The 23,213-nt window shown below is 69.6% G+C and carries 25 protein-coding genes and 2 tRNA genes; 11 read left to right on the top strand and 16 right to left on the bottom strand.

Features of this window, described 5'->3' with window-relative positions; genetic code table 11:
* Nucleotides 1-19: 19 nt before the first annotated feature.
* Both EOV43_RS05660 and EOV43_RS05655 read left to right on the top strand, forming a co-directional pair.
* Entirely contained in the window at nucleotides 20-1,516 is a 1,497-nt protein-coding gene (locus tag EOV43_RS05660; protein ID WP_164878729.1) for a serine/threonine-protein kinase, read from the top strand.
* Between the two features lie 53 nt (nucleotides 1,517-1,569).
* Nucleotides 1,570-2,172, top strand: a complete 603-nt coding sequence (locus tag EOV43_RS05655) for a hypothetical protein (RefSeq protein WP_128220069.1) — start codon at nucleotides 1,570-1,572, stop codon at nucleotides 2,170-2,172.
* Between the two features lie 47 nt (nucleotides 2,173-2,219).
* Here the strand turns inward: EOV43_RS05655 and EOV43_RS05650 are convergent.
* Nucleotides 2,220-2,296: transfer RNA gene (locus EOV43_RS05650), tRNA-Ile, on the bottom strand.
* A gap of 113 nt (nucleotides 2,297-2,409) precedes the next feature.
* Here EOV43_RS05650 and EOV43_RS05645 point away from each other — a divergent pair.
* The 7 genes from EOV43_RS05645 to EOV43_RS15830 all read left to right on the top strand — a co-directional run bounded on the left by EOV43_RS05645 (nucleotide 2,410) and on the right by EOV43_RS15830 (nucleotide 11,700).
* Nucleotides 2,410-4,056, top strand: coding sequence for a phospholipase D family protein (locus tag EOV43_RS05645; RefSeq protein WP_128220068.1), 1,647 nt, complete (start codon nucleotides 2,410-2,412; stop codon nucleotides 4,054-4,056).
* Nucleotides 4,057-4,178: 122 nt separating this feature from the next.
* Nucleotides 4,179-6,788 carry a helix-turn-helix transcriptional regulator gene (locus EOV43_RS05640; RefSeq protein WP_128220067.1) on the top strand — a complete coding sequence of 870 codons (2,610 nt, stop codon included), beginning with the start codon at nucleotides 4,179-4,181 and terminating at the stop codon, nucleotides 6,786-6,788.
* A complete protein-coding gene (locus tag EOV43_RS05635) occupies nucleotides 6,785-7,741 on the top strand; it encodes a sensor histidine kinase (protein WP_128220066.1) in 957 nt (318 codons plus the stop codon). The genes EOV43_RS05640 and EOV43_RS05635 overlap by 4 nt, the downstream gene beginning before the upstream one ends.
* Before the next feature lie 127 nt (nucleotides 7,742-7,868).
* Nucleotides 7,869-9,287 (top strand): glycosyltransferase family 2 protein, encoded by a 1,419-nt coding sequence (locus EOV43_RS05630; protein ID WP_239022244.1) that lies wholly within the window; start codon nucleotides 7,869-7,871, stop codon nucleotides 9,285-9,287.
* A gap of 65 nt (nucleotides 9,288-9,352) precedes the next feature.
* Nucleotides 9,353-10,078: a hypothetical protein gene (locus EOV43_RS05625; protein WP_128220065.1), complete on the top strand. Its 726-nt coding sequence runs from the start codon at nucleotides 9,353-9,355 to the stop codon at nucleotides 10,076-10,078.
* 11 nt (nucleotides 10,079-10,089) lie between these two features.
* Nucleotides 10,090-10,587 carry a hypothetical protein gene (locus EOV43_RS05620; RefSeq protein WP_128220064.1) on the top strand — a complete coding sequence of 166 codons (498 nt, stop codon included), beginning with the start codon at nucleotides 10,090-10,092 and terminating at the stop codon, nucleotides 10,585-10,587.
* A gap of 21 nt (nucleotides 10,588-10,608) precedes the next feature.
* Nucleotides 10,609-11,700, top strand: a complete 1,092-nt coding sequence (locus EOV43_RS15830; protein ID WP_128220063.1) for a response regulator — start codon at nucleotides 10,609-10,611, stop codon at nucleotides 11,698-11,700.
* A 53-nt stretch (nucleotides 11,701-11,753) separates the two neighbouring features.
* Here the strand turns inward: EOV43_RS15830 and EOV43_RS05610 are convergent, their stop codons facing one another.
* Nucleotides 11,754-12,830, bottom strand: coding sequence for a glycoside hydrolase family 6 protein (locus EOV43_RS05610; protein WP_128220062.1), 1,077 nt, complete (start codon nucleotides 12,828-12,830; stop codon nucleotides 11,754-11,756).
* Nucleotides 12,831-12,891: 61 nt separating this feature from the next.
* On the opposite strand from EOV43_RS05610, the gene EOV43_RS05605 reads away from it, so the two are divergent.
* Nucleotides 12,892-14,019 carry an MSCRAMM family protein gene (locus EOV43_RS05605; protein WP_128220061.1) on the top strand — a complete coding sequence of 376 codons (1,128 nt, stop codon included), beginning with the start codon at nucleotides 12,892-12,894 and terminating at the stop codon, nucleotides 14,017-14,019.
* 57 nt (nucleotides 14,020-14,076) lie between these two features.
* Here EOV43_RS05605 and EOV43_RS05600 read toward each other — a convergent pair.
* Nucleotides 14,077-14,149: transfer RNA gene (locus EOV43_RS05600), tRNA-Asn, on the bottom strand.
* A 372-nt stretch (nucleotides 14,150-14,521) separates the two neighbouring features.
* Between EOV43_RS05600 and EOV43_RS05595 the strand changes: the two genes are divergently transcribed.
* Nucleotides 14,522-15,331 carry a tyrosine-type recombinase/integrase gene (locus tag EOV43_RS05595; RefSeq protein WP_128220060.1) on the top strand — a complete coding sequence of 270 codons (810 nt, stop codon included), beginning with the start codon at nucleotides 14,522-14,524 and terminating at the stop codon, nucleotides 15,329-15,331.
* A gap of 4 nt (nucleotides 15,332-15,335) precedes the next feature.
* Here EOV43_RS05595 and EOV43_RS05590 read toward each other — a convergent pair whose 3' ends face one another.
* The 13 genes from EOV43_RS05590 to EOV43_RS05530 all read right to left on the bottom strand — a co-directional run bounded on the left by EOV43_RS05590 (nucleotide 15,336) and on the right by EOV43_RS05530 (nucleotide 23,209).
* Nucleotides 15,336-15,539: a hypothetical protein gene (locus EOV43_RS05590; protein WP_128220059.1), complete on the bottom strand. Its 204-nt coding sequence runs from the start codon at nucleotides 15,537-15,539 to the stop codon at nucleotides 15,336-15,338.
* A gap of 50 nt (nucleotides 15,540-15,589) precedes the next feature.
* Nucleotides 15,590-17,095, bottom strand: coding sequence for a polysaccharide deacetylase family protein (locus EOV43_RS05585; RefSeq protein ID WP_128220058.1), 1,506 nt, complete (start codon nucleotides 17,093-17,095; stop codon nucleotides 15,590-15,592).
* Nucleotides 17,088-17,411, bottom strand: a complete 324-nt coding sequence (locus EOV43_RS05580) for a hypothetical protein (protein ID WP_128220057.1) — start codon at nucleotides 17,409-17,411, stop codon at nucleotides 17,088-17,090. The genes EOV43_RS05585 and EOV43_RS05580 overlap by 8 nt, the downstream gene beginning before the upstream one ends.
* Nucleotides 17,408-17,743 (bottom strand): hypothetical protein, encoded by a 336-nt coding sequence (locus tag EOV43_RS05575; RefSeq protein ID WP_128220056.1) that lies wholly within the window; start codon nucleotides 17,741-17,743, stop codon nucleotides 17,408-17,410. Before EOV43_RS05575 ends, EOV43_RS05580 begins: the two co-directional genes overlap by 4 nt.
* Nucleotides 17,744-17,751: 8 nt before the next feature.
* Nucleotides 17,752-18,327: a hypothetical protein gene (locus tag EOV43_RS05570; protein WP_128220055.1), complete on the bottom strand. Its 576-nt coding sequence runs from the start codon at nucleotides 18,325-18,327 to the stop codon at nucleotides 17,752-17,754.
* A 9-nt stretch (nucleotides 18,328-18,336) separates the two neighbouring features.
* Nucleotides 18,337-19,914, bottom strand: coding sequence for a hypothetical protein (locus tag EOV43_RS05565; protein WP_128220054.1), 1,578 nt, complete (start codon nucleotides 19,912-19,914; stop codon nucleotides 18,337-18,339).
* Nucleotides 19,911-20,933, bottom strand: a complete 1,023-nt coding sequence (locus EOV43_RS05560; protein ID WP_128220053.1) for a phage tail protein — start codon at nucleotides 20,931-20,933, stop codon at nucleotides 19,911-19,913. Before EOV43_RS05560 ends, EOV43_RS05565 begins: the two co-directional genes overlap by 4 nt.
* A 131-nt stretch (nucleotides 20,934-21,064) precedes the next feature.
* On the bottom strand, nucleotides 21,065-21,388 hold the full coding sequence (locus EOV43_RS05555) for a hypothetical protein (protein WP_128220052.1): 324 nt from the start codon (nucleotides 21,386-21,388) through the stop codon (nucleotides 21,065-21,067).
* Entirely contained in the window at nucleotides 21,385-21,792 is a 408-nt protein-coding gene (locus tag EOV43_RS05550) for a hypothetical protein (RefSeq protein WP_128220051.1), read from the bottom strand. Before EOV43_RS05550 ends, EOV43_RS05555 begins: the two co-directional genes overlap by 4 nt.
* A 3-nt stretch (nucleotides 21,793-21,795) precedes the next feature.
* Nucleotides 21,796-22,215 carry a hypothetical protein gene (locus EOV43_RS05545; protein WP_128220050.1) on the bottom strand — a complete coding sequence of 140 codons (420 nt, stop codon included), beginning with the start codon at nucleotides 22,213-22,215 and terminating at the stop codon, nucleotides 21,796-21,798.
* Nucleotides 22,216-22,227: 12 nt separating this feature from the next.
* Nucleotides 22,228-22,569, bottom strand: a complete 342-nt coding sequence (locus tag EOV43_RS05540; protein WP_128220049.1) for a hypothetical protein — start codon at nucleotides 22,567-22,569, stop codon at nucleotides 22,228-22,230.
* 38 nt (nucleotides 22,570-22,607) lie between these two features.
* Nucleotides 22,608-22,925: a hypothetical protein gene (locus tag EOV43_RS05535; RefSeq protein ID WP_128220048.1), complete on the bottom strand. Its 318-nt coding sequence runs from the start codon at nucleotides 22,923-22,925 to the stop codon at nucleotides 22,608-22,610.
* 65 nt (nucleotides 22,926-22,990) lie between these two features.
* Entirely contained in the window at nucleotides 22,991-23,209 is a 219-nt protein-coding gene (locus tag EOV43_RS05530) for a hypothetical protein (RefSeq protein WP_128220047.1), read from the bottom strand.
* Nucleotides 23,210-23,213: the final 4 nt, after the last annotated feature.

Raw genomic sequence — 23,213 nt, 5'->3', positions numbered from 1 at the left:
TCTGCCTAGGCTGTGCCCCGTGACATCGGGCAGGTACACCTTCGAACGCGAGATCGGTCGCGGAGCCAGCGGCGCCGTGCACCTCGGCAGGGACACCCTGCTGGGGCGTGACGTCGCGCTCAAGCGAGTGGGGTACGTGCCCGGCGGAACCTCTCCCGAGGAGGTACGTGCCGAGCGCGAAGCACGCATCGCGGCCTCCCTCACCCACCCCCACCTCGTCGGCGTCTACGACCTCGTCCACGTCGGAGACTCGTTCTGGCTCGTCATGGAGTACGTCGAAGGAACGAGCCTGTCCGCGCTCGCCAAGAGCCAGGGCGCCCTCGCGCCCGAACGCGCGCGCAAGCTGATCGGAAACCTCGCCGACGCCGTCGCGTACGTGCACGCCCACGGCGTCGTCCACCGCGACGTGAAGCCCTCCAACGTCCTGGTCCATGCCCCCGGCACCCCCGGTGAGATCGCAAAGCTGACCGACTTCGGCATCGCCCGTGGCGAGGACGACCGCGCCCTGACCAAGACCGGTCTCGTCACCGGCTCCCCCGCCTACCTCTCCCCCGAGGTCGTCACCGGCGGACGGGCCACCGAGGCCAGCGACGTCTGGGCGATCGGCGCCACCCTCTTCCACCTGCTCGCAGGCCGTGCTCCGTACGACACCAGTGAGAACGTGCTCAGCACGATGTACCGCATCGTCAACGAGCCTCCGCCGCGACTGGAGACCGATCCGCGTCTGGCCGAGGTCATCGAGCACACGCTCGTCATCGACCCGGCCGCGCGCTGGAGCACTCAGCAGGTGCGCGACCACCTGATCGGCCGCCCCACCCGGGGCAGCCGCCCGACCTCCCCGACACCCGTGCCCGCTACGGAACCGGCACCCGCCGCACCGGTCCCTGCGGCGGCGACGTTCCAGACCGCTGCCCGCGAACGTGCCGAAGCGGCCGTCGCCCGTCCGGTCTGGCACTGGGTCGCGCTCGCAGGCATGGTCACCGTGGCCACGGTCCTGGTGCTCGTCCTCGCACTGCGTGACGACTCCTCCGATGCCCGGGTCGACGGCGAACTCGCGTCGGCCGGGTCCACCCCGACCGGGGACGCGTCGGAACCCACGTCGCGCAAGAGCCCTCGTTCGACGTTGACCCACTCACCCAGCGTGCGTCCGGACGCAGAGGTCGAGCCCTCCGACGAGCCGAGTGAGGAGCCCTCCCCCACCGCCGAACCCGTCACGCAGGAGAGCCTGGAGCGGTTCGCGCGCTCCTACCTGGTCGCGGCACCGAACGATCCGGAGACCGCCTTCACACGGCTCACGCCCGGCTTCCAGTCCTCCAGCGGCGGCTTCGCCGGGTACACCCGCTGGTGGAACCAGGTCGACAGCGCTGAGGTGCTTGCCGTCTCCGGCGACCCCGCCACGCTGCGCGTCTCCTACACCGTGCGGTACTTCCTCTCCTCGGGTCGGACGTCCACCGAGAGCGTCCGTCTCCAGCTGGTGGAGAAGGACGGCGCGTTCCTGATCGCCGGCGAAGGCTGAGATTCCGGGTCGTTCCCGATCCACCACCCCGTTTCCGGGCCTAGGGTGGAACGATGGGAAAGCGACCTGCTGACGACGCCCGACCACATCCCGGCGACGAGATCCGCCGGCGACTCGGGCAAGCACTGAGCGAACAGTTCCCCGTGCGGGTGAGCAGCCACCACTGCGACGACGAGAGCCACGGCTTCGTGGTCGCGCTGGGCAAGCGGTGGGCCGCGATCGCGCTGCTCGACGAGGGACGCCGCCACGACGGCTGGGACCTCGTCCGGCTCCGTGACGTCTCCCGGGTGCGTCGCAGCCGACGTGAGAAGGTCGCCGAACGCATCCTCCGCGCCCGTGGCACTTGGCCGCTACTCGCCCCCGTCGGGCTGGACCTCGACCGCGCCAGCCGATTGCTGGGCACGTTGGCCGCGCGGGGGGACCTCGTGTCGATCCACTGTGAACGTGAGCGGCCCGACGCTCTTTGGGTGGGAGTTCCGCTGGCCGCGGAGGGGCGCGACGTCGTCGTGCACGAACTGAACACCGTCGGCGAGTGGGACAACGACCCGTCCTACTTCACCGCACGCGACATCACCCGGATCACCGTGGGCGACGCCTACATGGAGGGTCTGGCGCTGGTCGCACCCCCACGTCCACCCCTGACCGAGCACGGCTGACGCTGCGGAGGACCTGCGCGCACGCGGTGCGATCGCGATGGGAGTGGTGGTAGGGCGGGTGGGGCTCGAACCCACGACCCAAGGATTATGAGTCCTCTGCTCTAACCGACTGAGCTACCGCCCCGTGCCGGCACTTGTCCGGACACAGGGACGAGCCTAGTCGGATCGCCCCGCGAAAGCCGACGAGGGGGCAGGATGGGGCGCGTCGTCGCGTCCGCAAGAAGGAGACCTGCTTCCATGGGCCTGAGCACCACCCCGATCGACCCCCACCAGTGGTTCCTCTCGCGCAGTGCGCGCGGCAACACCAGCACCACGATCGACGACGCTCACCCGGGCGAGGCCTGGAGCCGCGGCAACCTGGCGCGCCCCCTCGTCCACGGTCACACCTACTTCACCGAACTGTGTGCCGCGGTGGAGGCCACGTCGGCGGGAGACATCGTCTGGTTCACCGACTGGCAGTCCAACGACGACCAGCAGCTCACCGACTCCCCCCACGACACCCTTCTCGCCGTCCTGGGACGCGCGATCGACCGAGGCGTCGACGTCCGGGCACTCGTGTGGCGTTCCCACGCGGGCTTCCTGGGCTACTCCCACGAGGAGCACCGCGACCTCGGACAGGCGTTGCAAGAGCTCGGCGCGGACGTCCAGCTCGACATGCGGGTGCGCCGCAACGGCGCCCACCACCAGAAGTTCGTCGTCATCCGGCACGCAGACGACTCCAGCCGAGACATCGCCTACGTCGGCGGGATCGACCTGTGCCACGGTCGTCGTGACGACGCCAACCACCACGGCGACCCCCAGGCCGAGGAGATCGCCTCCGAGTACGGCCCCCGGCCCCCGTGGCACGACGTCCAGGTGGCACTGCAGGGGCCGGTGGTCCACGACGTCGAGACTGTCTTCCGCGAACGCTGGAACGACTCCACCCCGACGAGCCGCAACCCGTTCCGTCGCCTGCGCGACTCCGCGGACGACCTGCACGACGAGGTCCGTCCCCTGCCCGAGCAGCGACCGGCTCCTGCAGCGCGCTCCGATGCCGACCATGCAGTGCAGCTGCTTCGCACCTACCCCAAGCTCGGTCACGGCTGGTCGTTCGACTTCGCTCCCGAGGGTGAGCGTTCCGTGGCCCGGGGCTACACCAAGGCGGTCTCCCACACTCGCCACCTGATCTACATCGAGGACCAGTTCCTGTGGGGCGGCGAGATGAGCACCGTCCTGGTGGATGCGCTCCGGGCCAACCCTGAGCTGCACCTGGTGGCCGTCCTCCCCCAGTTCCCCGACCAGGAGGGCTGGTTCGCCCGCGACCCGCAGATGCTGGGACGGATGCGGGGCGTGCTGCGCGTGATGGCGGCAGCCCCCGGCCGGGTGGCGTTCTACGGTCTGGAGAACCACGCCGGCACGCCGGTGTACGTCCACGCCAAGGTCTGCGTGCTCGACGACGCCTGGGCCTCGATCGGGTCGGACAACTTCTGCCGTCGCTCCTGGACCAACGACTCCGAACTCTCCGCGGCCGTGATGGACCTCGGCGGCGAAGGTCGTGCGGGGTACGCGCGCCGCCTGCGCCTGACTCTGGCCGCTGAGCACCTGGACCGACTCGACCCGGACCGACTCACCTCGATCGACGCGATGGAGGACGCCGACCTGCTCGAGGTGATGGACGACTGCGTGGATCCCGCGGCGCTGTTCGACAGGTTCGCGGAGAGCGCGGACGCCCTCGAGGCCTGGCACGCCGGCGGCCAGCAGGGCCCCCGTCCCCCGGGGCGTCTGCGACGTCTTCCCGATCCGTCCCTGGGGCTGGCGCGTCAGGCGTTGGCTGCTCCCATGTACCGGCTCCTTCACGACCCGGACGGCCGCTCCTGGCCGATGCGCTGGCGCAAGGAGTTCTGAGCGTTTTCAGATTCCCTGCGAAGTGAGAACTTGAACCACCCCACCCTCATCGAATAACAATCCAGTCAGTATCGGTTAACTGATCGGGCGTCCCGACACCGCCGATCCACGGAGGAGTTCTCGTGAGGACATCGACGGCGTGGAGGAACCGGCTCCTCGCACAGATCGGCGCCACCCCCCTGACCGTGCTCCACGGCCCGGGAGGCAGCGGCAAGACCACTCTCCTGCGGGCATGGGCCGACCTCCAGCGAGAAGCCGGACGTCCTGTCCTGTGGGTCACGCTCACGCCTGACGTCACCTCGGCCCAGGATGCGTGGGAAGCCGTGGTCGAAGCGGCCGCATGCGCAGGCGCACCTGACGACGTCATCGCCGCCCTGCGACGACCGACGTCGCGAGGAAGGCGACTCTCCTCCACCCATGCGCTCGCACGTGCCCTGCCCGGCGTCACCGTCGTCCTGGACCGGTGCGAGTACCTGACCGACCGCCCTGCTGTCTTCTGGCAGACACTCACCCTGGTGGCAAGTCTTCACCACGACAACCAGATCGTGGTCGCGAGCCGATGGATCGCACCCGACGTCGTCACCGGGCTGCTCCTCGACCCCGGCACCCACGTCATCGACCCGGTGACCCTCACCGCCTTGCCCGACGAGGTCACCGAGATCATCACCTCCGCCGGCCTCAGTGCGACCCCTGCACTGCTCGAGGCTTCTCTGGCCCATGCCGGGGGCGATCTCCGCACCCTGGGTGCTGCCGTCCTGCATCTCACTGCGTACCGCCCCAGCAGCGGCACCGACACCAGCACCGAGAACACGATCGAGATCGACTGGGCGGAACTGCGGGTCGCCCAGGCCCAACGTGACCTCGACCAACTCGACCTCACCGACCTCGTCCGGCGCACCGCCTGGTTGCCACACCTGGACACGACGACCGTCTCACTCGTCACTGGCGACTCCCCCGCTTCGGTCGAGCACGACCTCGGCCTCCTGGAGCACCAGGGCCTGTGTCACCGTGACCGGACCGCGCATGCGGCTCCGGTTCTGCGATGGAGCGAGCACGCCCATGCCTGTGCCGCCCACCGGAGCGGCCTCTCGGGGGTGGACGTCGATCCCGAGGTCGCCGACGCCGTCATCAACCAGATGGTCGCGATCGATGCGCCCGGCGCCGCCCTCGAGGCAGCCGTCCGCGCCCGTCGGCTGGACAGGGCCAGTTCCCTCTACCGGCGCCTGGCCATCAGTCGGCCCTCCGAACTGACCCCCGGCTTCGACGCCGCGCTGCGTGAGGTGCCCACCCGGCAACTGCTCGGCCATCCCCTGCTCTCCGTCGCTCGAGGCGTCGCCCTCATGGACAACCCTGCGACCCGCAGCGCGGCACAGCAGTTCCTCGAACCGATCGCGCACCGCGATTCCAGCGCCCTCAACGGAGACAGCGCCGAGGACCGCCTGATCGACCTCACGGTCCAGAGCGTCATCCTGGGCTCACTCGGGCGCCGTGACGCGAGCGTCGCCGCAGCCACCGACGCCGCCGCCCTCCTGCACAGCCCCGGATTCGCCGCTGCGTCCTGCCCGCTGGCCGATGTCCTGGCCTGCCAACTCAGCCGGACGCTGGTGGAGGCAGGAGAGACCGAGGCGGGGCAGCACCTGATCTCGCAGGCACTCGCCGCCGCTCGGCCCGAGAACGCGCCCTTGTGCGCCGTCCACGGCCGTGCCTACTACGCCATCGACGGCAGGATGCCAGAAGCCCTGGCCATGCACGCCCAGGCAGCCGCTGACGACGCGCTGCCGCCGAACGAGGCAGGCAGCATCTGGGGTCCGCGCACCGAGTCCATGGCACGCGTGGGCCAGGCCCTGATCAAGATCGACGACTTCGACGTGGCCGGAGCCAGCGCCCACCTCCGCGGGGACACCGAGGACTTCGACCCCACCGACCACTGGGTCCAGTTCCTGCGGGCCGCCTTCAGCCTCGCCAACGGATCCTTCAGCGCCATGGCACCCGTCCTCACCGCCGAACTCGAGGCGCGGCCGGTCGTTCCCTCCTTCGCCACGGCGCACTTCACCACGTTCCTCGCCCTCGCGTGGCTCGCCACCGGACAGGTCACCCGCGCCCACAGCGTCCTCGCCCTCGGTGGTGCTGAGACCGGGATCCAGACCCCCGCGCTCCTGGTCTCCGAGATGCTGACATCAGGGCCGGCAGCCGCACTCGACCTCGCTCCCCACCTCGACGCACTGCCTGGGCACACAGTGCGCTCCCGGGCCGCGCTGGAGACGCTGACCGCCGCGGTCGCCCTGCGCATCGGCAACCAGCAGACCGCCCGTGACCGGCTGTTGCGATCGGTCGCCCTGCACGCCAACCACGGCGTCCGCGCGCACCTGACGATGATGGACCGGGTCGACCTGCAGGCAGTGATCGACCTGGGCCGTTCCCTCGCGCTCCCCACGGTCGACGCCTTCCTCGAGGGATCCGAGACGCTCTTCATCGGCTCCACCGCCCGGCCGCTCATGCCGGTCCTGCTCACCGAGCGCGAAACGGCGGTCCTCTTCGCGCTCGTCCACGAGCCTTCCCGCCGCGCCATCGCGCAGCGTCTGCACGTCTCGGAGAACACCGTCAAGAGCCAGTTGCGCTCGCTGTACCGCAAGCTCGACGTCACCGATCGCGCCTCGGCGATCATCCGAGCCGTCGACCTCGCCCTCCTGCCTGGAGGCGTCCAGCCGGCCCCCGGGGCGGACGCACGATGACCTCGCCGACGGTGTCGACCTCGCCAGCGGCGGCCCCCCGCCCCGACCGGTCTCCCCATGCAGCCCAGGCGGTCTCGGTGCTGCTCGGTGCTGCAGCAGTGCTCGGCGTCGCGGCACTGCTCGGCGCGGTCGACGGGGTGGTCGGACGTCCGACGGTGGGTCTGCTCCGCGGCCCCGGCAGCGCTGCGGCCTGCGCGGTGCTGGCGCTGCTCTGTGCCGGGGTGGCGCTGATCCTGCGTCGGCGCCGCGCACCGGGTGCGCTTCCGCGCCCGGACGGAACCGACCTGCGCGTCGTCGCCCACGAACTGCGAGCTCCCCTGACCGTGGCCGTCGCGCACCTGGACACGGCACGCACCCCGCGGCGCGACCCCGATCTGGTGCTCGCCGACGTCGCACAGGCGAGCCGTGCCATCGATCGCACCGAAGCCCTGCTCCATCACCTCGTCGACGGCCCCGACGTGGCCGGCCGCCACGAGGAGGAGACCGCGCTCCTCGACGTCGTGTCCGAGGCGGCCCTCGACTTCGCCGCTCTCGCCTCACGCCGCGGGCTCAGCGTCTCCGTCCAGTGCGAGCCCGACACCGACACCCGCGTCCACGGTGATCCGGTGCAACTGCGTCAACTCGTCGACAACGTCCTGAGCAACGCCGTGAAGTACGCCGAGGAGGACGGGTGGGTCGACGTGGCCCTCACCTCCGACGACGACACGGTGACGTTGGAGGTCGCCAACCCCGGCACCACACTGGACCCGTCCGAGGCCGGTGGCATCTTCGCCTCCCGGGTGCGGGGCAGCGGGGCGGAGCTGCGGGCCGAGGGGCACGGTGTGGGACTGGCCGTGGTGGAGTCCGTCGCCGCGGCCCACGGCGGCAGCGCAGCGATGCTGGTCGACGCTGTGGCACAGACCACGTTGCTACGGGTGAGTGTCACCCGATTTCACCCCGGATTTCACCCCTAAATTACGACGCCGTCCAGAGGTGTCCTCCAGATTGGTGATGAACACCAGACACATTCTGTAGGGAGCGCCACGGGTGGACCACTCACCGACATCGACGGGCATCGCTCGGCGCCCCACCGACCCACCGGTGCAGGACGTCGACAGTCACGTCCTGCACACCACCCCGCGTGCCGCGCCCGCCCCTGCGTCGCTGTACCAGGCCACGGTCGGGTGCGTCATTCCGGCCTACAACGAGTCCGAGACCTTGGCAGCAGTCCTCGAGTCGCTGCTGGCCCAGACCCGGCTCCCCGACGTCATCCACGTGGTCGTCAACAACACCACCGACGACTCCGTCGAGATCGCAGCCCGCTACGCAGGACTCCACCACCGCGTGGTCGAGGGGCGCGACGAGACCACCGAGGTCTACGTCCACGACATCGGGGAGAACCCGGACAAGAAGGTCGGCGCCCTCAACTACGGGTTCGCGCTCGTCGAGGGGATGGACTACTTCCTCGGCGTGGACGGTGACACCACCGCTGATCCCCGCGCCGTCGAGCACCTGCTGGGCGAGATCGCCTCCGACGGCCGCATCGGCGGGATCTCGGCGATCTACAGCATCGACGACAGCGACCTGCCCGGCCCGTTGGCGAAGTTCCTCGTCGCCGGCCAGCGCCAGCAGTTCGCCTCCTTCAACATGCAGAACCTGCTCCGTGGCCGCCAGATGGCGGTGCTCGGCGGCCAGTACTCGATCTTCCGGATCGAGGCACTGCAGCGCGTCATCACCGAGTTCCACCAACTCACCCCGTGGGTGCGCGACAGCGAGATCGAGGACTCGCTCCTCTCCCTGCAGATCCGCAGCACCGGTTACCTGACCAAGATCAGCGCCTCGGCCCGGGCCGACGTCGGCGGCATGACGACCCTGCGTTCCCTCGACGCCCAGCAGGTGAAGTGGAACGTCGGAGCAGTCGACCTGATGTGGCCAGGTCAGCGCGGCGACACCCAGGGTCAGCCGTTCCACCCCAACCTGCGCCTGCGCTGGTTCGAGAACTTCTCGATGCTGCTCAACGCCCTGACCCGGTTCTGGTTCGTGACACTGCTGCTGTGCTCGGTGATCTTCGGCGCCCTCGTCTTCAACCCGATCTGGTTCGTCCCCCCGATCATCGCGACCTGGCTGAACCTGCGTGTGGCCCACTCCATGCACGACGCCAGCGCCCGCGACTATCTGTTCGCGTTGCTGTGGCTGCCCTCCGAGCTCTACATCTGGGCACGGATCGGGCACTTCGTCCGCGCCTGGACGAAGTTCTTCTCCGGCTCCGAGACCGACAACTGGGCGCTCCAGGCGAAGGCGGAGAGCGGCGGCGGTCGCGGCCTGTCGGTGCACTGGGTGCCCCACGTCGGCATGCTGCTCGCGATCGGCACGTGCGTCACCGTCTTCCTCCAGCTCTCCACCGGATGGCGTAGCAACGTGCTCTACGTCGGCTGGAACATCCTCGCCATCACCACGATCCTCCAGAGCGGCTGGCTGCTGATCAAGTGCCTGCGCCGCTACCGGGGGTTCACGGTCTGATGTCCACCGCCCGATCCCTCCACCCTTCGCGCGCCGCCCGTCGTGGCGCACACATCGAGGTACCCGTGACCGCTCCCGTCCCTGCTCGGCGTCGACTGACCCGCCTGGCCGTCCCGCTCCTCTGCCTCAGCGCTGCGCTGGCCGGGTGCTCGTCCACGGCGCAGGAGGCAGCTCCCGACGAGTCCACCGTCCTCGGGGCGGCGACTGCGGCCGAGATGCCGTTCAACTCCGAGTTCTCCCGGGACGGGACCTACCAGTCCCACACCAAGGTCGACGGCATCGACTTCGTCTTCAACATCTGGGCCTCCAAGGCCACACCCCGCATGGGCGAGTGGTACCCCAAGGGCGACAAGTACTTCTCGTTCACCTTCCAGGGGTACGACACCGCCACGCCGATGCGTTCAGCGTTCGCCCGCAAGCGTCTGGTCTGGCTGGAGAAGGTGCAGGTCACCTCCACGAGCACCACGGCATCCGGACGCGTCGAGACGCCGTACACGCTCGACGCGTGGGCCCCCGACGTGACCTTCGACCCCGAGGCGCGCACCCTGGGCCGCAAGGGAATGCTCATCACCTCACCCAAGGGCGCCTTCGAACTGCGCAACCAGGTGATCAAGGACCTCGCCGACGACACCGAGGGCGTCACCCTGACCTTCCGTGCCACCGCGCACGTCCAGGAACGTCGCAACTCCAAGAACTACCGGAGCCACGAGATCACGCTGCAGATCCCGGTCGCGATCTTCGCCTCCGGGACTCCGACCGTCCCGCAGCCCGTCCCCTTCAACGCCTCGTGAGGACCTCGACCATGACGATCCTGAGCCGCCGCGCAGCGTTCGCGGCCGCGACCGTGAGCGCGACGTTGCTGCTCAGCGGCTGCACACTCCCGTTCGGTGAGAGCCCGGGCGCGACCGCCACCGAGCGCGCCACCACCACCGACGCCACGGACGCCCCGGACTCGCCGACCACTGGCACCACCGCCGGTGACACCGGAACGGGCGCTGCGTCGGAGCCGACTCCGGTGACCGCACCCAGCCCGCTCCAGTACGTGACCTCGGATGCTCCCGCCTGCACGGTGGTGTGGTCGCCCGGGGCGCTGCTGGCCAAGGACTACGAATGGTGCCGTGACGCCGACGGTGCTCCCGTGGCCGGGGTCCGTATCGGCTCCTGCGAGGTCGTCACCCATCTCAACCAGATGTACGCCGTCCCCGGCCACCCGATCATGGCGGCCCTGGGCGACATCAACCTCGACACCCAGTTCGCGCAGTTGCTCACGTCCTGCAAGCGCCATCCCTTCGCCCGCTGACCTGACACCCCGGAGTCACCCATGTCTGGAACGACCGCCACCTCGGCCTGTGCCGTGGTGATCGACGACGATCCGTCCATCCGGGCGTTGTACCGCCCAGTCCTGGAGCAGATCGGGCTGGAGCCGGTGATGACCTCGAACGCCGCGGACGGGATCGAAGCAGTCCGCGAGTTCACCCCCGTCATCGTCTTCCTCGACGTCACCATGGGCGGGATGGACGGATTCGCCGCACTGGCCCGGATCCGGGAGTTCTCCGACTCCCCCGTGGTGATGATCAGCGCGCACTCCGACGAGATCGACGTCATCCAAGGGCTGGGGACCGGCGCCGACGACTACGTCTTCAAACCGTTCCGCCCCCGGGAGCTGCGCGCCCGCGTGGAAGCCCTCCTGCGTCGCGCAGCAGGCCGCTCGCACCCGGCCGCCGAGACCGCTGCTCCCGAGGACGTCGTGTGGCGGGCTCCGAACCCTGCGACCAACCGTCCCGGTCCCGCCTTGCTCCGCCGCGTGGAGACCCTGGCAGAGCCGGCCCGATCCGCACGCCCCGATGTCGTCGCCGACAACCTGGTGGCCGGGGCGAACGCCGTCGCGCTGGTCGCCGACACCACGGCCCTCACCGTCCCGGTCCCCGCTCCGTTCGATCCCGCCTCCGCCACCGTGCCGTTCCGGCTGACCTCGCCCCTGACCACTCCGTCCGCGAATGTGCCGGTGCCTGCACCCCTGGCCGACGAAGCCAGCGTCCATGCCAACTCGCCGGCCAGCTCGCCAGTCGCGTCGCGCGTCAACACCGCCACAGCCCTTCGCCACGGCGAGCTCCTGCTCGACCTCTCCACCGGCCGCGCGGTCGTCGGGGACCAGGAAGTGTCACTGCCCGGGGACGAGGTCAACCTGCTGGCTTCCCTGATGGAGACCGGCACCCGGGTGCGTTCGACCGCCAACCTGGTGCTGGCGCTGCGCGGTGAGTCCTACGTGACCACGTACTTCGTCAACGATCACGACAAGCGCACCGTCATCGACGTGATGGATACCCTGCGTCGCCGCCTCGGCGACACCGGTCCTGCACCCCGTTGGATCGAAGCCGTCGGTACGGTCGGTTTCAGGATGACCCCGGCGTGACCACCAGGCCGCTCAGGAGAGCGGCAGCGCCCCTCCGGCCCCACCTGCGGGGCTCACCAGCCCGCGGCGCGGACCAGCTCCAGTGCACGCTCGGCCCAGAACTGCCCGGCGGCCGGGCCGCCGCCGCACTCCCCATCGCTCTCGCCGGGAGGCTTGACCCAGAGGCGTGCATCCATCGCGCTCCCGTCGTCCACCCTGCCGGGCAGGGCCCCGACGGCCTGACCTGCGGGGTTGCACCATCCCCGACCAGGTCCGGCACCCCCCGCGCGGCCGGTGTCGACGACGAAGTGGCTCCCGCCCAAGGCCTGCGACACCGCGGATCCGTAGGCACGTTCCGCGCTCTCGGCACCGTAGTTGGCCACGTTGAGGGCGAAGCCGCGCACCTTCTCCACACCGACCTGACGCAGCCGCGAGATCATCGTGGCCGACGACTGCCAGCGCGAGTGGCCGGCATCGACGTAGGTCACCGGCCCCTGCGACAGCACCTCGACGGCGTCACGCAGCAGCGTGACCCGTTCTTCGTCGCCGCTGCAGGACCCCAGGGAGGCCAAGGCATCGGGTTCGAGGATGACCACCGAACCGTGTCCGGCCGCATCCGAGATCTCGCGGATCCAGGTCGGGTAGTCGGCAGCCGTCGTTCCGCCGGAGGAGTGGGAGTCGATGCAGTCGCGCCCCGGGACGCCGTAGACCACGAAGACCGCGATGGTGCCCTGCTTCTGGGCGCTGAACACGAGACTCTCGACGTGGGCGCCCACTGCGCCGACCGGGTAGGCCTCCGGAAGCAGCCAACTGGCGGTCGGCACCTCGGCGAGGCGCTCGAGCAGTTGCACGTCCGCCCGGGGCCCCGTCACGGCGTGCGCGGCGTCAGCCACCGAGGTGTACTCGTCCAGGAACGGCGCCGCATCGGCGAACGGATTGCCGCGCACCACCGGGACCGCCGTCGGAGTGACGCGGTCCAGCGGCGTGCTCCACGAACGCGCGCCCCAGACGGGGTTGCCCATCGAGGCACGAGGGTCCTCCTGACCCACCTGGGCCGGGACCGTGGGCCGGGTCTCCGAGCTGCAGCCCTGGAACACACCGAGCGAGGCGCTGAGCAGCACCGCCCCTGCACTCCTGGCCAGCCACTTCATCCCCAGATTCTAGTTGAATTCCCACCTGTCCACCGGTCTACCGGAGGAGAAGGACGAGACGATGACGGAACCACGCCCCCACATGCACCCATCGCCCGCGCGCACGAATCCCCCGCATCCCTCCGGAGCGACGCAGGAGACCACTGCCCAGCCCCGTGACGCCCGACGTCACGCGCTCGTGGCCGCCGTCGCTGCGCTCGTGATGGCATGCGTGGCCGCTCCGTGGGCCGCTCCGTGGGCCGCCACCGCTACGGCCGCCCCCGTGACCGCCGCCGTGACCGCCGCCGGTGTCCAGGCCACCTCGGCGGCCGCTGCTGCCGCCACCGCTCCGCCCCCTGCTGCGGCCACTGCTGCGGCCATCACCACGGGACGCGTCGTGGGACGCGCCGTCGACGCGACCGGCGCCGGAATCCCCCGCGCCCATGTCGCCGTCTTCGACACGGACTGGAACTGGATCCGGGAGGTGAAGGCTCGCTCCACCGGACGGTTCACCCTCACCGGCCTCTCCCCGGGACGCTACATCGTCCAGGTCAGCGACTCCCGGCCCGCGTGGCGCACCGATCGCCGTGCGCCCTCTGACGCCCGGGTGCGGGTGGTCGCCGGCCAGGACTCGGTCCGCACGATCACGCTGCGCCGCGGAGGATTCATCACCGGCGCCGTCACCCGCGGCACCGCGAACAAGAAGGCGTCGCGTGCCATGGTGCGGGCCACGGACGCCGTGGGACGCAGTTACACCGTCACCGCGGACCGATCCGGTCAGTTCGCGCTCGGCGGTCTGCCGCGCGGGACCTACCGACTCTGGGGGTACGACGCGGGCAAGAAGTGGGTCGGGCGCACCGTCAAGGTCTCGGTCACCACAGCAGCCCACGCCGGACACGTCACGATCCGCCTCCGCACCCGCGCCGGCGGGGTCAACGGCTACGTGCTGGAGGGATCAGCGCTGGCGCGGCACACCACCTGGGTGACGGCGGTCAACCGCAGCACCGGCCAGTGGTGGGTGGTGAAGGTACGCGGGGGCGACCTCTCCCTGCGCGGGCTCTCCCCTGGGCGCTACACGTTCGTGGTGCAGGCAACCCCCACCCACGCCGGCGCCTCGCTGCGTCCGTCGTTCCGGGTGAAGGCGGGACGTACCAAGAACACCACCCTGCGCCTCACTCGACGGGTCCCGCAGATCACCGATCCTGCGTGAGCGCAGTCCGAGAACGTGAAAGGGCCCAGGTCAGTGACCTGGGCCCTTCTTCACCAGCTCCCCCGGTTGGACTCGAACCAACAACCCTCCGGTTAACAGCCGAATGCTCTGCCAGTTGAGCTACAGGGGATCGCTGCCACCAGCGCGGCAACGGGAAGAATCGTAGCAAGAAGTCGTCCCAGGACGTAACTTCCCCACCCCTCACCTCCACCAGGACACCCGAACGGGGAGAGTGGCCGCCCCGACGAGTGCCGGACGCCGTCGGGCCAGGAAATGCGGAAGGGCCCAGGTCAGCGACCTGGGCCCTTCCTCACAAGCTCCCCCGGTTGGACTCGAACCAACAACCCTCCGGTTACCTGTATGACGAGGCCAGCGACGGTGAGGTGACGTTAGGGCCACCCGAAGGGCCCCAGCCGCTAGGGCGAGTCCTGACGTTCCGGCTGCGGCGGGCATGATCTAGAAACCGAGAGCGCGGGGGCTGTCGATTTCTGACGATCCCCGCATGACCCCCCAGAACTGGCACACAGCCACCCAGAAGTACTCCACCCACCTCGCAGCCGCTGGACGATCCCCAGGCACCGTGCGGCTGCACATGCACTACCTCTCGCTGTTGCAGCGCACCCCCACCACCCCCGCGAACCCGTGGGCGACCACGGTCGATGACCTCTCCGCATTCCTGTCGCGTCGAGACTGGTCACCCGAGACCCGGAAGTCTGCCCGCAGCGTCATGCGCGGGTTCTTCCGCTGGGCGCACGCTCGAGGATGGGTGGACCGCGACCCCGCGACGACGCTGGCCGCCGTCGCGGTGCCGCCCCCGCGGCCACGCCCCACCCCGGAGCACCTGGTCGAGATGCTGGTACGTCGCCCCGACCGGATCGGGCTCATGGCGCTACTCGGCGCCAGGGCCGGCCTACGCGCCGCCGAGATTGCCCAGGTCCACCGCACCCACTACACGGGCGGGCGGCGCTCTGGTGACCTCGTGGTGCTCGGGAAGGGCGGGAAGACCCGCGTCGTGCCCGTGGAGTCCCCCGAGCTCGCCACACGACTGTGGCGGGTCGAGGGATGGGCTTTCCCCAACGGCCGAGGATCGCACCTTTCCCCAGGGCACGTGACGCGGCTGATCTCGAGGGCCCTCCCGGACGACTGGACGGCCCACACCCTGCGGCACCGCATGGCAACCAGGGCGTATGCCGGCACGCGTGACCTACTCGCGGTCGGCGAGGTGCTCGGCCACAGCCGCCCGGAGACCACCCAGAGGTACGTGCTACTTCCGGATGATGCTCGACGGGCAGCTGTGGCCGCTGCGGGGTGACGCTTTACCGGGCGCTGACGGCGGCGCGGACGGCGCAGTCCTTGGCTTCCAGCAGTTTGCGGACAGCGACCGTGGCCTCGGGGCCGTCGAGCGTGGCGGCGACGTCGTGCGCCAGGTCGTGGAACTTCTCCGAGACCTTGGCGAGGTGCGGCGGCAGGTGCTCGAACTCGAAGAAGTCCAGGAGTGCGGTCGTTGCGGGGTGAGCCATGATGGCTCCTTTCGTGAGTGGGTAGTGGTGCGCTTTACCGGGCAAGTGCGTCAGGCGCGGAGGACGCCGCCTGCCGAGGCGAGCAGCCGCTCAAAGGTGGTGACCTCAAGCCACCCGGCTGCCACGGCAGCGTCGATCTTGCCGAGTAGGTAGGTCAGCCGCGCCGGGGTCATGTCGCCTGCGGACACCGTGGAGATTCCGTGGGTGTACCCGAGGCACAGGCCCCGAGTCTTCTCCAGGCGGTTGAAGATGTCATCAATGAAAGCGTCGGTGGAGAAGTGCAAGCCCACGCGAGCCACGTCGAGACGGTTCATCGGGGGCCACGTAGCGATCTGGGAATCCCTCTCCGTCGAGGTCGCCAGCATCGCGTGATAGGGTGCACAGCCCCTCGCATTCGGCGCGAGATTCTGAAGGAATGCCCCTCGGAAGAGGTAGCCCTTACCCCACCCCTCGGCCTGCGCGACAGCGATGGACTTGAGGGAGTCATCGCGGACCTGCTCGCGGGTCATGGTCGCCATCAGTTGCCCGTCATTACCTGCGACCCACGAGTGGAAAGAGATCTCGTCGCCAGCCGCCTTGAGGGTAGCGACGTCGGCGACAGTGATCGTCTCGTTGAAGGCACCAGGGCGCTTGCCGAGCCAGCCCGGATTGAGTGCCCACACCGTCGGGTATTTGCGCGACCGCAGTTCCGGGATCGCGTGGGTCATGTACGACTTGTAGCCGCCGTCCTGAATGAGCAGGAGCGACGCCTTCTTGGGGCACTCGAACCACGTCGAGTCCACCGACACGCTGGTGGCCTTGGTGGTCTGGAAGATGTAGCGGGTCGAGTAGATGCTGCCCCATCCGGCAGCGCTGTACATCCCGAGAGTGTCGTCGGAGATCAGATTCCATCCGGTGCGGAGCGACGAGACGGGGACTTGCTTCACCCATCGCTGGTCGGCGGGCGGAGCGACGGTGTCGATCACAGCGCCGCGCGTGTGGATGATCTGGAAGTACCCGGTGAGTGCCGTGACATCCTCGATCCATACCCACGTGCGCCAGATGGACGCGGGACCGTGAGTGAGGGCGGTGGCGGGCGAGTGGGTCGCTACGGCAGTCGCGGCCCCGGAGGTCGTGAAGCGCCGCGACTGAGTGCCCGTCTTCTTCCGCAGGGTGTCATCCGAGACGGCGCAGCCGGAGACAGTGAAAGTCTGGCTGCTCTCGCCGGTCACCATGTAGACCGCTGTGCGTCCGTCCGGCGTGAGGGTGGCGCGCTCGTCATCGCCAGACCGGACCACCAGTGCAGCCTCGGAGACGGCCTGCTGTCCCGCAAAAGTCAGCGTCTCCAGAGGCGTGACCTGATCGCCGATGGCGGCGTAAAGCGCACGGCCGATCGGGGTGCCTGCGTCGCTGGCAGCTGCGGCCACGTGCTCGTCGATGACGGTCCGGCCGGGCTGGCCGTCGCCAAGGGCGTGCGCGACCGCGAGGGCGGTGGGCACGGTGCTGGGGCCCGGCTCGCCCTGCGGGCCAGGCGAGCCCTGGGGACCGGGTGCGGTGATGACGATTCGGTTAGACACGGGTGGCCTCCCGGCATTCGAGGACGCCGACGACGAGGCGGTCGGGTCCGGTGATGGTTTCGTGGTCGACGTGGTAGGCGAGCCGACCTGCGGGCAGCGCCGCGGTGACGGTGGCCGCGAGGGTGAAGTCAAGGCGGCCGTCGTCGACACCGTCGACGGTGTGGGATGCCAGGACCTTGCCGTCCTCGTCGAGGACGGTGAGGGTGGCGGTGGTCCCGGTCATGTCGACGCCCTCGGTCGAGGGCTGCTGGTAGAGGATGGTGAGGTCGAAGCGTGCGCCCTGGTCTACGCGCAGCTGGTGGTACGGGGCGCTCATCGGGCGCGTCCGAAGATGCCGCGGGGCTTGGCTGCCTCGAGGACGTCGACGCGGGCGGCGAGGTCGTCGACGGCTGGGACGAGTCGTGCCTCGACGAGCTCGCGGGTCGCGGCGGCATCGGCCGCGATGGAGTCGCGCTGGTCCTTCACGGACCCGCCACCGTTGTTGGTGGTGAGGGTGGTGTCGAGCGCCTTGACTCGGCGGTTGGTGAGGTATGTCAGGACTGCGGGGATGACGAGGACCGCGAGGATCAGGACGATCGCGGTCGCGGCCTGGGGCCAGGTCACGACGTCGGCGGGGTCGACGGGGAGCGGGGTGGCGGTGTCGGTCATGTCTGGTCTCACTTCTTCGGCAGGGAGCGCAGCGCGCCGAGGGCGGTCTTGAGAGTGCGGTACCGCTTGGTCTGGCCGCGCTTCTTCGCGATGCGGGCGGACTTCGCGGTGGCCGCGATCGCGTCGTCAACGTGCTTGCCGCGGGTGGTCTTGGGCCAGGGCAGCGTGGGCGTGGGGACGGAGACCTTGGGGCCGTCGTCGGGTCCGGTGCTGGCCAGGCCGTTGCGTCCCTTCTCACCTGCGGTGACCTGTCGCGCGGCAGCCGGCGCAAGGTTGGGGTGCCCCTTGACGACGGCGTGGATGTGGTCCTTCCACTTCCCCTGGGCAGGGGTGCGGTGCCAGGCCCAGAACCCGGCGCGGCGCAGGTGGCCCACACAGGCGTCGTGCCCGCACCACGCGAGGTCGACGACGCCGCCCTTGTCGTGGGTGCCAGCGGAGGCCACGACGGTGGACTGGTAGCTGCCCTGGGTGACGGTGAACTGGTGGCCCGCGAGGGCTTCGGCGTGCTCGAGCGCGGCGATGGTGAGCGCGTCGACGTTGCTTCGGCCGCGCCAATTGGGGCGGTGCAGCGGGTTGGTCGCCATGGTCTTCCTTCAGTTGAGTGGGAGCGGGACAGCGGTCGCGGACCCGAGGACGAAGTCGGTGTGCCAGGTCGCGGGGCGGCGCAGGTCGCCGGCGCGGGCGGTGATGCGGTGGGTGACCTGTAGGACCCGGCAGGAGTAGGTGGTGTCGCGGTGGATGACCGAGACGCGGCGCTGCGGGGCGGCTGCGATCGCAGCAGCCCGGATCGTGGGCGTCGAGTTGTAGGTGGTGATGCTCTGCACTTTCATCGCGGGCGAGGCGTTGCTGTCGAGGACTGTGGACGCGAGCCCTGCACCGGCCGTGGGCGAGAGAGGGCTGTTGGCGTCATAGGTCTTGTAGGTCGCGGCCCTGGTGCCCCATGCCGCGACCGAGGCGAAGTTCACCCACGGGCCGTTCGTGACGGTCTCGGCGCCGTTGCTGACCTCGACATAGACGGTGTTGATGCAGTCTTCGGAGTCGAAGCCGCGCTGCACGTCGACGTAGCGGGCGGCGGTGCTGAGTGCGGGGCTGTCAGTGAAGGTGGCCGCGATGCCGTCGAACCCGGACGTGCCGTACACCTGCAGGACCCCGAAACGGTCGATCCATGCACGGACACGGCTGATGGTGGCAGTGGTGACAGTGCGGATGACCTGGTCAAGTGCGGACGCACCAGGGGTGGAGAGCGTCGCCGCGACAGCCACGGAGTCGCTGACGCCCTGCACCACCCACGGGGTCGTGCCGCGGTCCAGCGACGCGGGCAGGTTGACGAAGGAGGTGACCCCGCGGGGGGCGGGCGTACCGGCGAGCTGCGTCACGGCGTCGGTCGCGGTGATCGTGACGATCGGCTTGAGGTCGACGCCGGCGCGCTTGGCCTTGCGAGACTCCGAGACGACGCGGCTCACGACGCCGGTCCAGAGCCGTTGCCCGCCGACCTCGACCCGGATCTGGTGCCCTGGACGGGCGGCGAGCACTGCCCACTGGTCATGGGCGCGGACGGTGAGGGTGCCCACTGAGAGCCCGGCGAGCGTCGCGGTGATGTCTTCGCACCAGTCGCTGATGTCGTTCCACGTGAGGCTGCCCACGGTGGCGTCTCCGGGGGCGGTCGCGGCGGAGGTCAGCTTGAAGTCAGTGAGGACGTGACTGGTGCCAGCACCAGACGCCGTGAAGGACATTGACAGCACGCAGGTACGCGCACCGGCAGGGGCCGGCGCGGCGGGCAAGATCGCGAACCGTGTCCGCGTCGTGCCAGCGGGCACTACGTGCGTGGATGATGTGCCGATCCACGTCCCGGCAGCGTCGGTGTAGGTGAACGTGCAAGCCAGGTCAGCCGACGTGAAAACGGCTGTGAAGTAGGCGTAGGGGCGGTGCCCCGCGGCGCCGTCGACGGGGAACTCGACCGACTGCCACACCTGCGCCCCGGCCGCGGACGAGACGTAGGCCAGTGCCTCGGGTGCTCCCTCACTGGACGCGTCGACGCTCTGAATCCGAGACCCAGGAATCAGGGTGCGCCACCCGACTCCACCGACGGCCCCGTTGGGATTGAGGCAGTAGTTCGGGTGGGCGCTGGCGTTGTACCCCAGGAGCACGGCAACACTGTCGGGGTCGATCATCCCGGCACCCCCGCTCCGAGACCGCGACCGCCTGCGAGACGGAAAGCGTCGAGGACCTTCTGCAGCTCCCTGCCGACCGCGACCGGGTCGCTGGTGGGGTGCATGTAGATGTTCACGTCCCCGCCGCCGAGGCCGCCGAGCCGGTCGAGCGGAAGAATGGCTTCCGGACGTCCCTCACCGGCGGTGATCGTGGTGGCGCGGGTGACGATGCCGCCCATGTTGAGGCGCGGAATGTCGGGGGTGTTGAGGGTGAAGCCGCCGACCTGTCCGAGGCCAGGCACCTTGACACCGGGCAGCGAGATCGAGAAGTTGTTCCACTTGTCGATGACCCAGTTGATCGCGCCCTTGAAGCCGTCCTTGATGCCGTTCCACAGACCCGACACGGCCTGCGTCATTCGGCCCGGCAGTTTCTTGAAGAAGTCGATCAGCCCGGAGATCTTGTCTGACACCCAGTCGATCGCGGCGCCGACGCCGTCCTTGACTGCCTCCCAGACCTTGATGACGGCCTTACGGAATCCTTCGTTGTTCTTCCACAGGACGGTGACGATCGCGATCAGGGCGGTGATCGCGATCATGATCAAGCCGACCGGCCCCATGGCGAACCGGATCGCGACACCGAGGGCACGCTTGGCGGCGGCGAGGCCCTTGGTGGCTGCGGTGGCCACCTTGTGAATCCCAGGGATCTTCTCGGTGGCCAGGTTCATGAGGTCGGCTGCACCGGTGACACCCATGATCGCCTGTGACGCGGTGTCGAAGGCGGCTGCGGTGTCTTCGGAGATGAAGCCGGCCGCGGCCATACCACCGGCGAGGTCACCCAGACCACCGGCGAGCTGCGACGACGCCGACGCCGTTGCGTCTGCCGACTCGGCGGTCGCGCCCAGGGCAGCCTCGACGCGGCGGCCGTTGTCGACAGCGGTGTCGCCGACGTCGTCGAGCGCGGCCTCGGCCTGCGACAGCGCGCGGCGCAGGTCGCCGGAGTCGCCGACGACGGCGACGCGTACTGGTCGTCCAGCACTCATGGGTCACTCTTCTTTCAGGTCACGGGCGGCGTCGTGGAACGCTTGCTTCTCCAAGACGGTGAGGCTGCGCCACTCGGTGGGGCTCATCCGGTAGGCCAGGCAGGCGCGGGCGGTTTCGTAGGCGATGCCCCTCAGGGCATGGAGTCTTTTCCCAGGTCGGTGGCGGGGTCGTCGGGGGTGACCTCGTCCTCTTCGGCCGGGAAGTAGGTGCCGAGCTCGGTGATGGTGATCTCCATGCACGTCTGCCAGGCGGCGGCGTCCTTGGCGCCCTGGCGTCGCTGGTCGATGAAGATCAGCGCACGCAGGCTGACACTGCCGTCGACGTCCCGCTCACCGTTCTCGTCGCGGGATGCCATCTGGGAGAAGGACTTGCCGAAGTACTTCGCGACGGCGAGGTCGTCGAAGCCGTTCACGGAGGCCGCGAGTTCGCGGGGTCCTACGGTGGTGCGGGTCATAGGAGGCCGTTCCTTTCAGCGATTTCGTTCCACCCGTCGGTCAGGATCTCGACGGCGCGGGTGCCCATGACGTCGTCGGCACGGGCGATGAAGTTGGCGGGCTTGATGCCCCTCTTGGGCCAGCCGTAGTTGATTGCGCCGGCGTAGGGGACACGGGCGCGTCCAATGAGGACCTGGGCGCGACCCTTGGCGCGGTTGCCGCGCACGGAGTCCCGCAGGGCGCCAGGGCGCTTGGAGCCCCGCGCCGCGCTGCCGACTGGCACGAGCCGGGCGAGGGTGTCGGCGTGCTCGCCCGCCACCCGACCCATGACGTCTTTGAGGTCCTCGACGTCGACGCCGGCACGCTCGAACGCCCGCGTCGTTTCACGCAGCCCCTCGATGTAGATGCCGGACGGACTGGCCATGGCTCAGGCCGTGACCTTGACGGGGGCGCCGTCGAGAGGCCACACGAGCTCCATGCTCGAGCGGGCATTGCGGGACCGGGTCGCGGTGCCGCCCATGGTTCGGCCCTCGATCGGCTGCACCGTCGCCATCTGGGTGTAGTGCGGCTCGGCCGGCGTGGCGGTCGCGTTGCCGTGGGGGCGGTACACGACCTCGACCTTTGTGCCAGGGCTGTTGAGCGCGAGCTGGTAGGCGGTGCCGGCCGTGCCGGTTTCCTTCACGGTCATCTGCACCGACCAGTCCCGCTCCCCGCCCTGGCGTGCGGTGGCGAAGGTGACGAACTCGTCGGCACTGGGAACGGAGTGGAACTCGAAACGGGCGAGCTCTGCGCCGGCTTCCTCGTCGTCGATGAGGACGTCGATCAGGTGCGGCCTTACGTCGGTCATGGTGTGTGGTCCTTACTGGGTCTCGGTGATGCGGACGAGAAGAGCGTTCAAGGTGGCGCCGCCGAGGGCGATCTCGGCGGGCTCAAGGTCGGTGATCCGGAGGGCGCGAGACGGCAGGACCGCGTCGAGCTGCGGGATCAGCTCGTCAATGCGGCGCTCCGACGCGGCGACGTCGGCGGTGAGGTTGATCCGGACAACCCACTGCGTGAGCCACCCCTCTCGGAATTCGTCGTCCGACTCTGTGCGGCCTGCCCAGAGCAGGGACGCGGCTCCGGGCTTGGTGGTCTGGGTGTAGTACGGGGCGCACTTGATGCCCTCGATGGTCGAGATCGCGTCCGCGATCGCGTGCCGCATGGACGGCTCCCCAGGCCGCTTCGTGAGGGAGACGGGGTTCATCCGAGCACCAGCTTCACGTGCGGTGCCTCGAGGCGACGCACGACGGGGTCGAGGCCACCGACACGGTCGGTGGAGACACCGAAGTCGGTGACCGACACCGCGACTCCGAGCGGGTTCGCGCGCATCGCGAGGGCTGCGAGCGTGCGGCGTAGGAGCGCCTCGACCAGGTCGGCGGGCCACTCCCCCTCGGTGGGGACGCGGCAGCGGCGTGCCTGGGCGGCACGCTCGGCGGCGAGGACCGTCGTCACCTCGGCGAGGGTGTAGTCAGCCCTGCCGACGTACTTGTGTGCCTGGTCAGGTGTGGGTGCAGTCACGGTGTCTCCAGTGAGGTGGTGCCACTGCACCGGGACGTGAGGGCGCCCCGGTGCAGTGGAGCCGGTCAGTCGCTGTCCGGGGTCTCCGGGACGGCGACGCGGTAGACGGCCAGGGTGAGGCCGTCGTCGTTGACGAACCGGTGCTCGCCGGGTACGGCAAGCACGTGCTCACGGCGAACGGTGGTGACCGTGCCGTCGTCGAGGGCCACGAGGGTGGCTCCGGACGGGACCTCGATGGTCTCGCCGAGTGCGAACGCCTGGGGCGTGCTCTTCTTGGTTGCCATGGTC

The organism is Nocardioides yefusunii (genome assembly GCF_004014875.1).
Taxonomy (GTDB): Bacteria; Actinomycetota; Actinomycetes; order Propionibacteriales; family Nocardioidaceae; genus Nocardioides; species Nocardioides yefusunii.
Note: the sequence above shows the minus strand (reverse complement) of the source record. Positions and strands in the feature narration are given on the sequence as shown.

Excerpts from the sequence above, each read along its gene's own strand:
- EOV43_RS05610 (WP_128220062.1), bottom strand. The coding sequence starts at position 12,830 with ATGAAGTGGCTGGCCAGGAGTGCAGGGGCGGTGCTGCTCAGCGCCTCG.
- EOV43_RS05645 (WP_128220068.1), top strand. The coding sequence starts at position 2,410 with ATGGGCCTGAGCACCACCCCGATCGACCCCCACCAGTGGTTCCTCTCG.
- EOV43_RS05560 (WP_128220053.1), bottom strand. The coding sequence starts at position 20,933 with ATGAGTGCTGGACGACCAGTACGCGTCGCCGTCGTCGGCGACTCCGGC.
- EOV43_RS05550 (WP_128220051.1), bottom strand. The coding sequence starts at position 21,792 with ATGGCCAGTCCGTCCGGCATCTACATCGAGGGGCTGCGTGAAACGACG.
- EOV43_RS05530 (WP_128220047.1), bottom strand. The coding sequence starts at position 23,209 with ATGGCAACCAAGAAGAGCACGCCCCAGGCGTTCGCACTCGGCGAGACC.
- EOV43_RS05605 (WP_128220061.1), top strand. The coding sequence starts at position 12,892 with ATGACGGAACCACGCCCCCACATGCACCCATCGCCCGCGCGCACGAAT.
- EOV43_RS05655 (WP_128220069.1), top strand. The coding sequence starts at position 1,570 with ATGGGAAAGCGACCTGCTGACGACGCCCGACCACATCCCGGCGACGAG.
- EOV43_RS05575 (WP_128220056.1), bottom strand. The coding sequence starts at position 17,743 with ATGACCGACACCGCCACCCCGCTCCCCGTCGACCCCGCCGACGTCGTG.
- EOV43_RS05570 (WP_128220055.1), bottom strand. The coding sequence starts at position 18,327 with ATGGCGACCAACCCGCTGCACCGCCCCAATTGGCGCGGCCGAAGCAAC.
- EOV43_RS05595 (WP_128220060.1), top strand. The coding sequence starts at position 14,522 with ATGACCCCCCAGAACTGGCACACAGCCACCCAGAAGTACTCCACCCAC.
- EOV43_RS05555 (WP_128220052.1), bottom strand. The coding sequence starts at position 21,388 with ATGACCCGCACCACCGTAGGACCCCGCGAACTCGCGGCCTCCGTGAAC.
- EOV43_RS05545 (WP_128220050.1), bottom strand. The coding sequence starts at position 22,215 with ATGACCGACGTAAGGCCGCACCTGATCGACGTCCTCATCGACGACGAG.
- EOV43_RS05590 (WP_128220059.1), bottom strand. The coding sequence starts at position 15,539 with ATGGCTCACCCCGCAACGACCGCACTCCTGGACTTCTTCGAGTTCGAG.
- EOV43_RS05635 (WP_128220066.1), top strand. The coding sequence starts at position 6,785 with ATGACCTCGCCGACGGTGTCGACCTCGCCAGCGGCGGCCCCCCGCCCC.
- EOV43_RS05540 (WP_128220049.1), bottom strand. The coding sequence starts at position 22,569 with ATGCGGCACGCGATCGCGGACGCGATCTCGACCATCGAGGGCATCAAG.
- EOV43_RS15830 (WP_128220063.1), top strand. The coding sequence starts at position 10,609 with ATGTCTGGAACGACCGCCACCTCGGCCTGTGCCGTGGTGATCGACGAC.
- EOV43_RS05620 (WP_128220064.1), top strand. The coding sequence starts at position 10,090 with ATGACGATCCTGAGCCGCCGCGCAGCGTTCGCGGCCGCGACCGTGAGC.
- EOV43_RS05565 (WP_128220054.1), bottom strand. The coding sequence starts at position 19,914 with ATGATCGACCCCGACAGTGTTGCCGTGCTCCTGGGGTACAACGCCAGC.
- EOV43_RS05580 (WP_128220057.1), bottom strand. The coding sequence starts at position 17,411 with ATGAGCGCCCCGTACCACCAGCTGCGCGTAGACCAGGGCGCACGCTTC.